Source organism: Variovorax humicola (genome assembly GCF_037889915.1).
Lineage (GTDB): Bacteria > Pseudomonadota > Gammaproteobacteria > Burkholderiales > Burkholderiaceae_C > Variovorax > Variovorax humicola.
In genome coordinates, this window is record NZ_JBBKZV010000006.1 from 44295 (window position 1) to 59025 (window position 14731).

Consider the following 14731-nt stretch of genomic DNA (forward strand, 5'->3'; position numbering starts at 1 on the left):
GCTCAAACGGGTCATTCTCGGGGCCACCGATCGAGAAAGCAGGTCAATACTTGATGTCCCGCTTGTCCTGGCGACCCTCTTGCTTGGTGTCGCGCTTGTCGTGGCGGCAAGCGGCGTTGCTCTGCTGGTTCGCTGCCCTGCAGTCGACCTTGGTCGAGCGTGCGTCTTGCTTGGCCGCCTGATTCACGTCCCGGCCGACCTGGCGCTGCTGCGACTGGTTGGTTGCCAGCGCAGTGCCCGACAGCGCCAGAAGGCCGGCTGCTGCGAGCACCTCGACTGTCCGGCCAAAGGATGCTTTTCTCGAATCGATCATTTGCATGCTCCTCTTGCTTCGCCCGGTGGGCGTCCGTTTGCGAATCCCTGCACCTGGGTCCCGGCGTCGACCCCCGGAATCTCCAGCGTCAGGCCCGAAGTGAGGGTGCATCGTGGCACAAATTGCTTTCCCGGAGTTGAGGGAGATCACCACGGCGACGATCAGGCAGCCCAAGCCCACTTGCGGGGGAACTTCGAACAAGGCATTTCAACAGCCTGCTGAAGCGCAGGCCCAGTCGAGAACAGGCCAACCGGACTGCAGCGCGTGGGCGCGCAAGCGGTCGTCCGGGCAGACCGCGATGGGGTCGGAGACCGCAGCGAGCAAAGGCAAATCGCTGATGGAATCGGAATAGAACCACGACCGCCCGAATTCGGCCAGGCTGGTCCTCGACCCTCCCGGCCGCGCCGCCAGCCACTCGTTCACCCGGCTCAGCTTGTGGTGCCGGAAGCAAGGTTCGCCGTCGATCTCGCCGGTGAATGCAGCATCCGGCGAGCCATCCACGGTCGCGGGTCGCGTCGCCACCAATTCGTCGATGCCGAACAGTCGGGCAATCGGCTCGGCGATCAGCCGCGTGGTCGCCGTGACGATGGCGCACAGGTCGCCGTTCGCCCGGTGCCGCTCGACCGCGGCCATGCTCGGCGCCGGGATGCACGGTGCCATCTCGATTTCGAATTCGCGTTGCCACTGGGCCAGCGTCGCCCGCGGGACCGGAAGCAGTGGCTGCATGTTCGAGCGATGCATCGCGTGGATGTCGAGCGTGCCCGCCACATAGAGCCGACAGAAGGCGAGGTGGCGCTCTTCGGCATCGGCCGGAAGAAAGCCTCGGCGGATCAGAAAGCGAATCCACGCCATGCCGCTGTCGAACGGCACCAGCGTATGGTCGAGGTCGAACAACGCCAGATTGCCGGAGGGCACCTTGCCGGCCGCCTCGGCCCCGGCCTTACGCTCGCTCACGCACCTTGCTCGGGGTGCGAGACCTCGATCTGGAGCTTGTGTATCTTCCGATAGAGGGTGTTGCGACTGATGTCGAGCGCCTTTGCCACATTGCTCACGTTCCAGCGGTGCTGCTCGAGCATCTGCAGCAGCAACTGCCGCTCATTGGTCTGGATCGGGTTGAGCTTGGCCGAAGAGTGGGCATCGTCGTGGTGTTCGCCGTGAAGCGCGCCCGGCGGAGAGCAGGGAGGCGTTGCGGCCACGACGCCGGCGCGCTCGCCAGTCATCGACGCAGCATGCTCTCCCTCGTGGCCGGCATGGAGGTTGACGGCCAGCGCGGGCAGGTGCACGCGGGTGATCGGCGCGCCATCGGCCAGCGCCGCCGCCGTACGCAACACATGCCCTAGTTGACGGACATTGCCGGGCCAGCTGTGCGCCATGAGCATGCGCTCGGCCTCGGCACTCAGGATGGCGTCGGGCCCGCCTTCGGTGGCCAGCATGCCGCGGATCAACTCCAGCTTGTCGCTGCGCTCCCGCAGCGGCGGCAGTTGCACCTCGACGCCGGCGAGCCGGTAATACAGGTCTTCGCGGAATCGGCCGTCGCGCACCAGGGTCGGAAGATGGCGATGGCTGGCGCTGATGAGCTGGAAGTCGACCGCATGGCTTTCCTCGGTTCCCAGCGGCGTGACGCGGCGCTCGTCCAGCACCCGCAGCAGGCGCGATTGCAACTCCAGCGGCATGTCCGCAATTTCGTCGAGGAACAGCGTGCCGCCGTCGGCCTGCTGGATCTTCCCGCGGCGCCCGGAGCGCTGGGCGCCGGTGAACGCGCCGGCGCAATAGCCGAAGAGCTCGGATTCGATCAGCGCCTCCGGCAGGCTCGCACAGTTGATCGCAACGAATGCGCCCGAGGCCTGCGGACTCCCCTCGTGCAACGAGCGCGCGAAGACTTCCTTGCCCGACCCGGTTTCGCCGCAGAGCAGGACCGGCGTGCCGCGCGCGATCACACGACGGGCGATTTCCATTTGCGCGACGAGGCGCGGGTCTTCGAAGACGCAACCGATGGCCGGGGCGCGCTTGACAGGCGGACGTGCCCTCGAGCGCGAAATCGCCAGCGACGCGCCTGCCGATGGCGAGGCGCTGACCGCCGACGATGGAAGGCACAGCGCGTCAGCCGCAGCGGCCGGCCGCCGCGCCACCGCAAAGAATCGCGACGCCGCGTTGGTGCGATATGTCACGACCGGGTGGAAGGACGATGACGCGCTGCGCTGCAGCATGTCCTGAAGCGAGGTCTGGAAAAGATCCTCGATGCGCCGCGAGCGAATCTCGTCCATCGACTCCAGGCCCAGCTGGAACAAGGCACTGCGATTGGCGGCCAGGATGCGTCCGTCGTCGTCCACTGCGAGCTTGCCCTCGTGCAAGGTATAGACGAACTCAGGGCGACTGTGGAAGTGCAGCGGATGCGCACTGCGGAACTGGTGATCGATCAGGCGGTTCTCGATCATCCGCGCCGTCATCGCCAACAGCACCAGCAAGTGCTGTTGCATCAGGCTGGAACGGCTCGTGACGTCGAGGGCGGCGACGACGTTGCCGGAAGGGTCGCACACCGGCACGGCCGAACAGGTCAACTGCGTGAACTGCGTATAGAAGTGGTCCTCGCGGCGCACGCACACCGGGCTTGCGGCGGCGATGCAAGTGCCCATGCCGTTGGTGCCGGCCTCGGTTTCGCTCCAGACGCCGCCGGCGCGCAAGCCCAAAGGTCCGACCTCGGCAGCGAACTCCGGCGACGACACCATGTGCAGGATCACGCCGTCGGTGTCGGTCAACAGCACGGCCATCTCGGTGTCGGCCAGCTGCTGGTAGAGCGTCGTCATCTCGTAGCGCGCGCACTCCAGAACCGCGGCGTGGCGCGCACGGCGCTCCTCGAGCAGTACGCGACCCATCACGGCCGGGTCGCGCGGCTTGTCGGGTCGCAGGTTGTACTGGTTGAGACAGCGGATCCAGGAGAGCGTCACCACATCGTCGCTATGCTCCTGGTACCCACCGCGCACCACTTCCAGAACACGATCGGCGTGGGAATCCGCCGAACGTCCCGAATTACGCAGCGTCAGCGCCATCGAGGTCTCCACCCGGCGCCGATTGGCGCCGGTTCATTGATTTTGGAGCGCAGTGACCACCGAACGCAACGGGGTGTGCACGGGTGCGCGCCGAACGCCCGGTCGCACAAAGCGGCAGTGGGTGGCCCGCATTTTGCAAACCGGGGGTACATATGGGGGGATCATCTCGCAGGGAATTCCTCCCAGGCGGCACGATCCTCCCGGACGAAAGAGCATGCTGAACCCCACCAATCCGTCGATTCGCCCACCTTCGACTGCCTCCGCGCAGATGCCGGATCTGTCCGCGATGGACGTGATATTCATCGAGGGATTCGTCGGCGATACGGTGATCGGCATCCACGAGACCGAGTTGCACCGCACACAGCCGCTGGTCATCGACGTGCACATGGGCCTGCCGCGTGCACGGGCCTGCGACACCGACCGCATCGTCGACACCATCGACTACGGTGCCGTCTGCGAGCGGTTGCGCCGCCTGATGGCCGAGCACAAGCTGCAGTTGCTGGAGGCCTTCGCTGAAGCCATCGCCGACATCGCGATCGGTGAGTTCGGTGCGAACTGGGTCAGGGTCAAGGTGGTCAAGCCACGAAAATTCAGCGACGTGGCCGCCGTGGGAGTGCAGATCGAGCGCAGGGCACCGCCGCCCGAAGCGCAGTTCCCGCGCGGTGGCGCCGTGCTGCGCCTGATCGGTTCGGGAATGGTGCCGGGCAAGCGCTGACGAGTCGCCACACTCGCGGCGGCAGACCTGGCCGCGCCATTCGCTGCTCCACACTTCATCGCGCACCGCCCGACACCGCGCCACAGTCCGCCGCGAAGGCCCGGGCCGCTGCCGGCCCCGGGCCGGAGCCTCCTGCGGTTCAGTTCGCCGCGAAAGGATGGCTCACGCTGCCCTTCTTGGCAACCACCTCCGCGGCCGTGGGCGAACCCGCCACCGCGCGCTTGATCGACTCCTTGGTCGCCTGGTAGTTGAAGTCCTGGATCTTCTTGTCGTCATCCGCCTGCCAGTGGATGAACACCCCGCAGCAGATGAACAGGTTGTCCGCTTCGTCCGCCGGAATCGTGCCGTCCTCCACGCAGTCCGCCACCGCCATGGCCACCGCGCGCTGCGCCGGCCCGAACATCTGCACCGCCTGCTTGGCCCCCTTGATCGTCACCTTGTTGAACAGCACCGTCGCCGGCTTGGCCAGCAGGTTCGGCGCAATCACCGCCAGCAGCGAGGTGAAGCCGTCCTTCTGATTGGTCAGCGCGTGCGCGAACGCACTCTCGGCAGGGCTGCCGCGCGGCCCGATGATCAGGTCGATGTGGGCCACTTCATTGCCCTCACCCACCAACGATTCACCCACCATCATGCGATCAATTTTTGCCATGGTCTTCAGTCTCCTGTATGCGTTCCCGGGCACGAGGACACCGGCCCCACTGGCCAGTGCAAGGCTTCGGATATCACGTTCCGTGCCACCCGGGATCGGGTTGGCGGCGGTCGCTTGCGCGGAGCAGATGAACGCAGGCCGATGCGGTCCCCGGGGCGTCGGCAGGCTGCGAAATCCAGATTGGCGCCGAGGCGCTCCGGCCGCGCGCATGGCCGCCAGCGTCTGCGCCGCAGTGATGACAGTGTGTACCGCGGCCCCGGATGAACCCGAACAATGTGTGAGCCCGCTCCGGCGCCGCGTCGGGGACATCGTCGCCGACTCTGCAGCGTCCGAACGCAGTGGCCCCGGGCTCGTCGTCATGAATGGCACGGCGAGAGGGGCAGGTCACTGTGGGGCTACAACGTAGGTATCGTCAGCGTTGAAATTTCCTGTGGCGGGTGCGCCGTGTTCCGAGTACGCTCGTTGCGTCGAGCAGATGGGAGGGACCAAGGAGCGGGCGCATCCGTGATGTGAATTCGCTTCATCGATTCAATCGAGGAGTGAATCTCATGAGCGAACAAGCCAAGCTGAAGGGCCCGGTTTCGGACGATGGGCGGATTCGTACCCATCTGCCGATGCGCAACACGGCCAGACCTGGGCTCATCACCTACGACGCCAAGGACCCAGACACCCACTTTCCGCCGATCGACCAGTTGCGTCCGCCCAAGGGCGCGCCCAACGTACTGATCGTCCTCATCGACGATGCCGGCTTTGGCTCGGCAAGTGCCTTCGGCGGCCCTTGCCAGACCCCGAACGCGGAGAAGCTGGCCGCAGCCGGCCTGAAGTTCAACCGCTTCCATACCACCGCGCTTTGCTCGCCGACGCGACAGGCCCTGCTGACCGGCCGTAACCACCATTCCTGCGGCATGGGCGGCATCACCGAGATCGCCACGGGCGCGCCGGGCTACAGCTCTGTGCTTCCCAACTCCATGTCGCCCCTGGCCCGCACTCTGAAACTCAACGGCTACTCCACCGCGCAATTCGGCAAGTGCCACGAGGTACCGGTGTGGGAGACGAGCTCGGTCGGCCCCTTCGACGCCTGGCCGACGGGCGGCGGCGGCTTCGAGTATTTCTACGGTTTCATCGGGGGCGAAGCCAACCAGTGGTATCCGAGTCTTTATGAAGGCACCAACCCGGTCGAGCCGAAGAAGACGCCCGAGGAGGGCTATCACCTGATGGAGGACATGACCGACAAGGCGATGGCCTGGATCGGGCAGCAGAAGGCGCTGGCACCCGACAAGCCCTTCTTCGCCTACTTCGCGCCCGGTGCCACGCACGCGCCCCATCACGTACCCAAGGAGTGGGCCGACAAGTACAAGGGCAAGTTCGACCAAGGATGGGACAAGCTGCGCGAGGAAACCATTGCCCGGCAGAAGGCGCTGGGCGTGGTCCCGGCCGATTGCGAGCTCACCGCGCGGCACGCTGAAATCCCGGCATGGGACGAAATGCCCGAAACGATGAAGCCGATCCTGCGTCGGCAGATGGAGGTGTATGCGGGCTTCATGGAGTTCACCGACCACCATGTCGGTCGCCTGCTCGACAGCCTTGGGAAGCTCGGCATCCTGGACGACACGCTCGTCTACTACATCGTTGGCGACAACGGCGCCTCCGCCGAGGGCACGCTGAACGGAGCCTACAACGAGATGGCCAATTTCAACGGACTCGCCGCCCTCGAGACGCCCGAGTTCCTGATGGCGCGCTACGACAAGCTCGGCGGACCGGAGTCGTACAACCACTATGCAGTGGGCTGGGCCCACGCCATGAACACCCCCTACCAATGGACCAAGCAGGTGGCTTCCCACTGGGGCGGCACGCGCAACGGCACGATCGTCCATTGGCCGAAAGGGATCGAAGCCAAGGGTGAGATGCGCTCGCAGTTTCATCACGTGATCGACATCGCGCCGACGATCCTCGAGGCAGCGGGCCTGCCCCAGCCGGTTGAGGTCAACGGCGTGGCACAAGACCCACTCGAGGGCGTCAGCATGCTGTACACCTTCAACGACGCGAACGCGGCCGAGCGGCACGAGACGCAGTACTTCGAGATGTTCGGCAACCGCGGCATCTATCACAAGGGCTGGACCGCGGTCACCAAGCATGGGACGCCGTGGGTCCTCGTCGGCCGCAAGACAGTGCCGCTCGACGACGATGTCTGGGAGCTCTACGACACGAGCAAGGACTGGAGCCAGGCCCGTGACCTGTCCAAGCAGATGCCCGAGAAGCTGCATGATCTGCAGCGCCTGTGGCTGATCGAGGCCACACGCTACAAGGTATTGCCCGTCGACGATCGGGTGGTCGAGAAGATGAACCCCGACACCGCGGGCCGGCCCGTCCTGATCAGGGGAAAGACGCAGTTGCTGTTCGGCGGCATGAGCCGGCTGTCGGAGAACTGTGTTCTGAACCTCAAGAACAAGTCCCACTCCGTCACCGCCCAGGTCGAGGTGCCCGGCTCAGGCGCACAGGGCGTGATCATCGCGCAGGGCGCGAACATCGGCGGATGGAGCCTCTATGCGCACCGGGGCAAGCTCAAGTACTGCTACAACGTTGCGGGCGTGAACCACTACTTCGTCGAATCCGCAGATCCGCTGCCGGCCGGCGAGCATCAGGTGCGTATGGAGTTCGCGTATGCAGGTGGTGGCCTGGGCAAAGGTGGCCAAGTGAGCTTGTTCGTCGATGGCAAGAAGGCCGGCGAGGGCTCTGTCCCGATCACCCAGGCAATGGTGTTCTCGGCCGACGACGGCTGCGACGTGGGCGAAGACAGCGGCGCGCCAGTGTCCCCCGACTACGGACCCAAGGACAACGCGTTCAACGGGCGCGTCAAGGGAGTGCAACTTGCCATAGCCGATGCCGCAGAGAGCGTTGATCATCTGATCTCGCCGGAAGAGGCCCTGCGCATTGCGATGGCGCGCCAGTAAGCGCACAGATCCCTGGACCCAAGGCCGGTCCAAGCAACTGGCCTGGCCGCTCGAGAGGCTGCTTGTACTGCGGTCATGCCCGGGAGGGCAGAGGAAGACCGCGTTGGGCCCGCTGCCGTCATTGGAGGAATTTGAAAGCGGACGCTATCCTGGTGCCGGGAGGAAATCGCCTTCCCAGGTCAAAGCGAATACCAAGCGATCGTCGCCCTGAGCGTGCCAATCGATTGCTAGGGCGCTGTCGGCTCCCGAGCCAGCCAGTGCCAATTTTTTAAGCATCGTTGTCGACAATACAAAGCAGTCGTCATACGGCGTTTCAAACTCGAACACGGGCACGCCGTTGATGAGTGCGATCGAACGCGCTTCGCTCGCCTTCTCAGCACTTACAGTGATACCCGTGGGAAGCGGGCACTTCCAGTGTTCGTTCCCCCAACGATATTCATGTAGCAACGTCGCTGCTGCTGAGCGACCGACCAGCACGACGGGCTCTTCGCCGGTTGTTCGAAGTATGGAACACTGTGAAGCAATCGCCGTGAGATAGGCTTGCATGTCCGAGTGAGCCGCGTCGTATTGGTCACGAAGGCCCGGACTATTTATGGGCTGCAATCCTGTATCTCTGACCACCTCCCTGAAACACCACGCGAGAAGAAGGTCACGAATCCTCTCGCCCATCTGTTCGGCCAATCCTGTATCTGAGCCTTCGTCGATATTCTCGAGATAGCGCTTCCTATCGTCGTTAAAGCTAACTTCATGGTGAGCGCGTCGAGTCCCGGCACAAAATCAAGAGCGCCGATAGGCGAAGGAATCTTCGTTCCGTCGAAGGCGACAGCAGCAATCGACAGCAAGTTGCGCGGCTGCGACCTCGTCAGTCTCAGGGTTCGGGACGTCTGCCACGGCGATCAGGTGGCAACCCGCGCCGTAGTGATGCAACACAAGACCCAGCGCCCCGTGCAGTTCGAGATCACGTCGGCGACGCGCGAAGCTGTGCAGAAGTGGATCAAGCAATCGGCGCTGAAATCCGACGACTTCTCGTTCCCCAGCCGCGTTCACGCCTCACCACACCTGGGCACACGGCAGTACGCTCGAATTCTCGAGGCTGGGTCGAGGAACTTGGTCTCGATCCCGCTGAGTACGGCACGCGTTCGATGGGCGAACCAAGGCAACGTTGATCTACCGCCGCACCAAAAACCTGCGCGCCGTGCAGTTGCTGCTTGGCCATGCCAAGCTGGAGTCGACGGTGAGATACCTCGGCATCGAGGTGGACGACGCATTGGAGATCTCTGAGCAAACTGAGATCTGATCCGGGCGGCAATCAATCGGGCATGCCGTCGATCCCAGAGCTCGGCGAAGCGATCGGTCGATATGCCCGCCTTCCCGGGGATTTCCGTGCGGCCCGGCCGAACGGCAGCTTCCTGGAACCACCTCGGAATGGCGTTGCCGGCCAGGAGGAGTCATTCGAAGTCGTCTGAGAATTTGCGTTGAACGGACGCTAAGCGCCTTGTCGGCAGGCTGCGGCCCGATGCTACGAGGCGCGCCGGGTCGGACAACCCGCAGCCGCGGCCGACTTATTTGGTGCATTAGCCAGATTGATGAATCAGAAGATGCGCAACGACGGATCGCGTACGTAGCGCAGATAGGGACGCACCTTGCGGAAGCCGCCCTGCTCAGCGAACATCTGTTCGGCTTCCTCGTCCGAGATGAACGGCAGCACCACCGTGTCGTCGCCCGGGTGCCAGTTGGCAGGCGTCGCGACATGGTGCCGGGCCGAGAGTTGCAGTGCATCGAGCACGCGCAGGATCTCGTCGAAGCTACGGCCGATAAAGGCCGGGTAGGTGATGATCAGCTCGACCCGCTTGGCCGGCGAAATGATGAACACGCTGCGCACCGTCATGGTCTCGCCGAGATGCTCGCCGTGACGGAAGGTGGTCGGATCGAGCATGCCGAACAGCATCGACACGCGGCGTTCCTTGTCCGCGATGATCGGGAAGTTGACGGTCGTGTTCTGGGTCTCGTTGATGTCGACCATCCAGCGCGCGTGGTCCTCGGTGCTGTCCACGCTGAGGCCGATCACCTTGGCGTTGCGCGCGCTCCATTCGGGCGCCAGCTTGGCGGTGACGCCGAGCTCGGTGGTGCACACCGGCGTGAAATCGGCAGGGTGCGAAAACAGCACGCACCAGCACTCGCCGATGAAGGCGTGGAAGTCGATGGGGCCCAGGCTGGTCTCGGCATGGAAGTCGGGCACGCTGTCGCCGATGCGGATGTAGCCCTGCTTCTTGAGCTGTTCCTGTGTCTTGCTGAAGACCCTGTCCGGCCCGAGGTACTTGAACTCGAAGGCGCCGTGCGGGGCCTCGTCGACATCCGGCAGCAGCGTCCGGTATTCATGGTCGAGCAGCTTCACGATGCGCCGCTTCACCGAGCCCGCGAAGACGAAGTCGCCGCCCGGGCCGCGCACCAGCGGCAGATCGAAGCGGAACGAGCTGTTGTCGAGGAAGTCGTTCTCGGCCGCCGTGTTGGCGCGTTGCAGCACCTTGTTGCGGTGGGGAAAGCGGCCGAAGCGCTGGATCACGGCGACGTGGCGGTGGAAGATCTCGTGGAAGGCGTTGAGCGGGTCGTCGGACGCCAGTTCAAGCATCGCACGCCCCCATTCCTCCATGCACAGGTGCTGGTCGTCGAGCGCCTCGGAGTGGGTCAGGACCAGGCACAGGAAGACCCTTTCGACCGGGCGCAGCCGCTCGGCCACGCCGACGCGCAGGCCGCGCTTCACGAGGTCGCGGCAACGCGCATCGCAGGCGTACATCTGCGGCGTGTCGCGGTACATGTTGCGCGGGAACTGGTCGAGGATGATGACCAGCGCCACCAGCAGGCGCGGGTGGTCGACGTCGAGTGCCCAGTGGTCGTAGTGGCCCTTGGCGGCCATCGCGACATCGGCGCCGAAGCGGGTCCAGATCTCCTGGTCGGTCTGCTCGGACTTGCCGAACCAGAGGTTGAGGCATTCCTCGATGTTCGGTCGCAGCATGTACTGCAACACCTGCTCGGCCTTGTCGATCTCGGCGGCGGCGATCTGGATGCCTTCGAGCTTCAGCAGCATGCGCAGTTCGCGTCGCAATGTCTCGGTGTCTGCTTCCGACAAGGTCTCGCGTCCGTCGAGGCCCGCCAGGATCACCTGCAGGCTCTGCTGGATACGGCGGCCCAGCACCTCCGGCGGTTCCTCCGCGGAGAACAGGTCCATCAGCAGGGACATTAGATCGGCCATTTGTGGGTCTCCTGGAGTAGGTGGATCCGGCGTCCGACACTCGGCGGTCGTGAGGCGTAGCATCGTAGCGGGCATCGCTTCCGTACGTACCCATTGAACCGACGGGCGATTCCCCGCAATATAGGTTGGGCGGTCACGATCAACCGCAGGATTACATCGTGTGATTCGCCCGCATCGAACCGCAGGACAGCCTGGCCGGTATTGCACCGCACCCACATCGGCTTACGCTACGCGGCCTCGTCGGCAGCTTGGCCTTGCTGCACTTCCGTTGAACCGGCTGAGCGTCCGCGATCGAACCGGGCTCGCCCCCACTGGGCGATCGCGGGACGAGATGCAGCGCCATGCGCAGGCGACATGCGTGGTGGCATGGACGACGGGCCGCATGCTTTGACAACATGGTTCTGGGCAGCGAGGTGAGATCGCTTTGTGAAGCGACCGCCTTCGCTTGTTTAACGCGAACGGCTCGCCGAATGCACGTCGCAGCCTCACAAGTTTCCCAGGCGCCTGAACGTCCGCTGCCGATCGATTCGTATGTCTGCAACGGGCTCACAAGCGAAATTCCGCTGTCAAGATTCGACGCCACAGAGCTGCCGTTCGCGCCGATTTGAAGGGGCAAGGAGCTACAGGAAAAGCCTCGTCTTTCGCGCAGGAAACAACGGGAACTCATTTGCCTAGCGGAAGCACCAGCGTTGCAAAGACCGCGTCGCCCTTGATGCGGTTCTGCGCCCAGAACTCGTGGTAGCCGCGAAGGTTAGCTTATGCCGGTCGGCCACCGACCGCTTGGTCAGTAACAGACGTTCGGGCCGTCGCCCTCAATGACCGCTTCCACCTGAAAAAGCGAATGTTCGTGGAGGTGGCTTGTCAACTGCCCTTTAGGCCGAGTGGCACGTGAATTTCTTTCGGCCTATCCTGCGACCAACAAACGAGGAGAAGAACCGGATGAGAACAACGACTACTGAGTTCGTCGTAGCGTTGTCGCTGCTGACGATGCACGGCCTGACTATTGCGCAGACGGCAGCCATCCCAGACAACATCCGGACGGCCGACAGGGTCGAAACGCGCATAGGGACTCTGGAGTTCAAGGACGGAGCCCCAAGCGTGGAGACCACGCGCAAGGCATACGACAGTGTGGACTTTGCGCGCGGTATCAGCGCCTTCATGAACAGCTTCTCAGGGGCATCGGCTTACGCGATCCGCGAGGGCTTCAAGAGCATCGGGGCCGAGGACAACACGGTGGTCATCTTCCCAGACCTCATGGACTCGAACTCCCTTTTCCTCACCGCCAATGCCGACACCATATACAACCTCGCGGTCCTGGACCTGACAAAGGGCCCACTGGTGGTTGAAGTGCCGCCGAAGCAACTCGGCACCCTCAACGACATGTGGTTCGGATGGATCATCGACATCGGCGCTCCCGGCCCCGATCGAGGCGAAGGAGGGAAGTACTTGATCGTGCCGCCGGGCTATGACGGCCCGCTTCCGGACAGCGGCTTCTTTGTAGGGCGCTCGAAAACCACGCACGCCCTCTATGCGGTGCGAGCGTTCATGGAGAACAACGATCCCAAACCGGCCGTCGCGACGATCAAGAACGGGCTGAAGATCTATCCTTACACGCCAGGGGGCTACGGAACCAGCATTGCGACGGCACTGGACGGGAAGGTCCGGCTTGCGGCCAACCCGCCCATTCCGCTGACGAAGTTCGTGGAAGCAAGCGGCAAGGCCTTCAATACGATTCCGCCGAGCGACTTCTCCTACTTCGAGATGGTAGACAAGTTGGTCCAGCTCGAGCCGGCCACGTCGTTCGATCCGGAACTCCTGGGCCAACTTGCGGCCATCGGCGTCGTCAAGGGCAAGCCCTTCAAGCCGGATGCGAGGATGCGGGCGATTCTCACGGACGCTGCAGCGGTGGGCAATGCGGCCGGCCGGTCACTGAACTGGCGTGGGGCCGACTACCCGGGTTGGGCGTACTACCCTGGCTCGATGTGGGCCAACATGCTCTGGCAAGGCGGGTTCAATTTCGAGACGCCACCGCCCATGTTCACTAAGGACGGGTTCAAGCCTCTGCCCCCGACCGGTGCTCGAACCCTCGATTCCCGCGCCGCGTTCTACTACGGTTACACGATGGACTCACCAGGCATGATCATGCGAGTGCCCAATGTCGGATCGCAGTACCTGATGGGCTTCACGGACGCCGAGAAGAATGCGTTCGACGGCGGCAAGACCTACAAGGTGACCTTGCCGGCCAACATTCCAGCGGCCAAATTTTGGTCGTTCACCGTTTACGACAATCAAACCCGCTCGATGCTACAGACACCGCAGCGCTACCCGCGCGCCGGCAGCCAAGCGTACCCGTCGCCGGCGGCGGCAGCAAACCCGGACGGTTCAACCACCGTCTATTTCGCGCCCTCCAAACCAGCAGCGGCCAAAGAGGGAACCTGGATCCAGACGACTCCTGGCAAGGGCTGGTTCACGCTCCTGCGCCTCTACAGCCCGGAGGAAGCATTCTTCACCAAGGCGTGGCGGCCGACCGAGATCGAACTGGTTCGCTGAGACAGTGGCCCAGGCCGTTGGAAAACTGACGGCACGCTCAGCGGAGGCTTTGTTGCACCAAGCGCGAATCGCACGCGCTCGTCGCAACGGCCGCTTTTTTTTTGATTGGACGCGAATCCTGGAACCAGATAGCGGACGTTCACGAACTTCTGCTGATGGCCGACTGCGACAGTAGGCGAAGCATCCGTCTACGCCCGCTCCTGCCCCGCCGCGATCATTAGCCACAAGGGTTCATCGCGGCCATGGACCTCGTCGAGAGGGAGCGACCAAAAAGACAAAAGGGTTAGCGGATGCTCACCCGCTAACCCTTGTCATTTCTGGTAGGACGTACTGGATTCGAACCAGTGACCAACGGATTAAAAGTCCGCTGCTCTACCAACTGAGCTAACGTCCCACTCTTTCTTCCTTCACCGTGCCTCAAGCGCGGCAAAGCCAAAGATTATAGCTTGGAGTCCTGCGCAATCTGATCGAGCGCCCAGCCTGCAGCGCACTGGCCGAAGGTTGCGGTGACGCTCACGACGGAACCGTAGCCGTGGCAATTGAGGCTGCCGTCGCCTTCTTCGATGGCACACGATGCATCAGGCGGCGCCACGGCCTCGCGGCTGAAAACACAGGTCACGCCGATCTTCTTGCCCTCGCGCGGCGCGCCATGCAACTTGCGCAGGCGATTGCGCATCTGCGCAAGCAATGGGTCGTGCGTGGCCAGGGCGATGTCGTCGATCTCGACCTTGTGCGCGAGGCGCTTGCCACCCGCGGCGCCGACGGAAATGAAGCGATGCTTGCCGCTACGCGCCCACACCGCCATCGCGAGCTTGGCGCGCACTTCATCGCATGCGTCGATCACGGCATTCAAAGGCCCGTGCGCGTCCACTGCGCGCGCTAGCATCGCCGCCCAGTTGTCGGGCTCGACGAAATCGTCGATCGCCAGGACCCTGCAGTCGGGATTGATGTGCGCAATGCGGCTCGCCATCGCTTCCACCTTGGCTTGACCCACGGTGTCATCGAGTGCGTGGATCTGTCGGTTGATGTTCGATTCGGAAATGTGGTCCAGGTCGACCAGCGTCAACTTGCCGACGCCGCTGCGGGCCAGCGCCTCGACCGCCCACGAACCGACACCGCCGATGCCGACGACCATCAAGTGCGCATCGCGAATGCGCGCCGCGCCCGCAATCCCATAGAGCCGCTCAAGGCCGCCAAAGCGCCGCGCCATGTCGGCCGCGACGGCTTCGGGCGAGGCAACGACGGTCACGATCGCG

Annotated in this window: 10 protein-coding genes, 1 tRNA gene and 2 pseudogenes; 4 read left to right on the forward strand and 9 right to left on the reverse strand. The window is 63.8% G+C overall.

The features are described 5' to 3' along the window. Positions 1-43: 43 nt before the first annotated feature. From WKW80_RS12470 to WKW80_RS12480, 3 genes are all read right to left on the reverse strand, one after another. On the reverse strand, positions 44-313 hold the full coding sequence (locus WKW80_RS12470; protein ID WP_340363882.1) for a hypothetical protein: 270 nt from the start codon (positions 311-313) through the stop codon (positions 44-46). Between the two features lie 207 nt (positions 314-520). Further along, the gene (locus WKW80_RS12475) at positions 521-1267 is read right to left on the reverse strand and encodes an HAD family hydrolase (RefSeq protein ID WP_340363883.1); all 747 of its coding nucleotides are present in this window, start codon (positions 1265-1267) and stop codon (positions 521-523) included. Further along, positions 1264-3360 (reverse strand): sigma-54-dependent Fis family transcriptional regulator, encoded by a 2097-nt coding sequence (locus WKW80_RS12480; protein ID WP_340363884.1) that lies wholly within the window; start codon positions 3358-3360, stop codon positions 1264-1266. The genes WKW80_RS12475 and WKW80_RS12480 overlap by 4 nt, the downstream gene beginning before the upstream one ends. 214 nt (positions 3361-3574) lie before the next feature. On the opposite strand from WKW80_RS12480, the gene WKW80_RS12485 reads away from it, so the two are divergent. Beyond that, entirely contained in the window at positions 3575-4075 is a 501-nt protein-coding gene (locus WKW80_RS12485; protein ID WP_340363885.1) for a dihydroneopterin aldolase, read from the forward strand. Between the two features lie 139 nt (positions 4076-4214). On the opposite strand, the gene fae is transcribed toward WKW80_RS12485, so the two are convergent. Further along, positions 4215-4724 carry a formaldehyde-activating enzyme gene (gene fae, locus WKW80_RS12490; RefSeq protein ID WP_340363886.1) on the reverse strand — a complete coding sequence of 170 codons (510 nt, stop codon included), beginning with the start codon at positions 4722-4724 and terminating at the stop codon, positions 4215-4217. A 548-nt stretch (positions 4725-5272) separates the two neighbouring features. Between fae and WKW80_RS12495 the strand changes: the two genes are divergently transcribed. Further along, entirely contained in the window at positions 5273-7675 is a 2403-nt protein-coding gene (locus WKW80_RS12495; RefSeq protein ID WP_340363887.1) for an arylsulfatase, read from the forward strand. A gap of 144 nt (positions 7676-7819) precedes the next feature. Here the strand turns inward: WKW80_RS12495 and WKW80_RS12500 are convergent, their stop codons facing one another. Then, positions 7820-8221: a hypothetical protein gene (locus WKW80_RS12500; RefSeq protein ID WP_340363888.1), complete on the reverse strand. Its 402-nt coding sequence runs from the start codon at positions 8219-8221 to the stop codon at positions 7820-7822. Between the two features lie 285 nt (positions 8222-8506). Between WKW80_RS12500 and WKW80_RS12505 the strand changes: the two are divergent. Continuing rightward, positions 8507-8972, forward strand: a pseudogene (locus tag WKW80_RS12505) (tyrosine-type recombinase/integrase); the annotation flags it as partial. A gap of 294 nt (positions 8973-9266) precedes the next feature. On the opposite strand, the gene WKW80_RS12510 reads toward WKW80_RS12505, so the two are convergent. Beyond that, the gene (locus WKW80_RS12510) at positions 9267-9932 is read right to left on the reverse strand and encodes a peroxiredoxin (RefSeq protein WP_340364162.1); all 666 of its coding nucleotides are present in this window, start codon (positions 9930-9932) and stop codon (positions 9267-9269) included. A gap of 231 nt (positions 9933-10163) precedes the next feature. After that, a pseudogene (locus tag WKW80_RS12515) lies at positions 10164-11000 on the reverse strand (DUF924 family protein); the annotation flags it as partial. Between the two features lie 864 nt (positions 11001-11864). Between WKW80_RS12515 and WKW80_RS12520 the strand changes: the two are divergent. Continuing rightward, a complete protein-coding gene (locus WKW80_RS12520) occupies positions 11865-13475 on the forward strand; it encodes a DUF1254 domain-containing protein (protein WP_340363889.1) in 1611 nt (536 codons plus the stop codon). 318 nt (positions 13476-13793) lie between these two features. On the opposite strand, the gene WKW80_RS12525 is transcribed toward WKW80_RS12520, so the two are convergent. After that, positions 13794-13869: transfer RNA gene (locus tag WKW80_RS12525), tRNA-Lys, on the reverse strand. Positions 13870-13914: 45 nt separating this feature from the next. Continuing rightward, the gene (locus WKW80_RS12530) at positions 13915-14685 is read right to left on the reverse strand and encodes a tRNA threonylcarbamoyladenosine dehydratase (protein WP_340364163.1); all 771 of its coding nucleotides are present in this window, start codon (positions 14683-14685) and stop codon (positions 13915-13917) included. Positions 14686-14731: the final 46 nt, after the last annotated feature.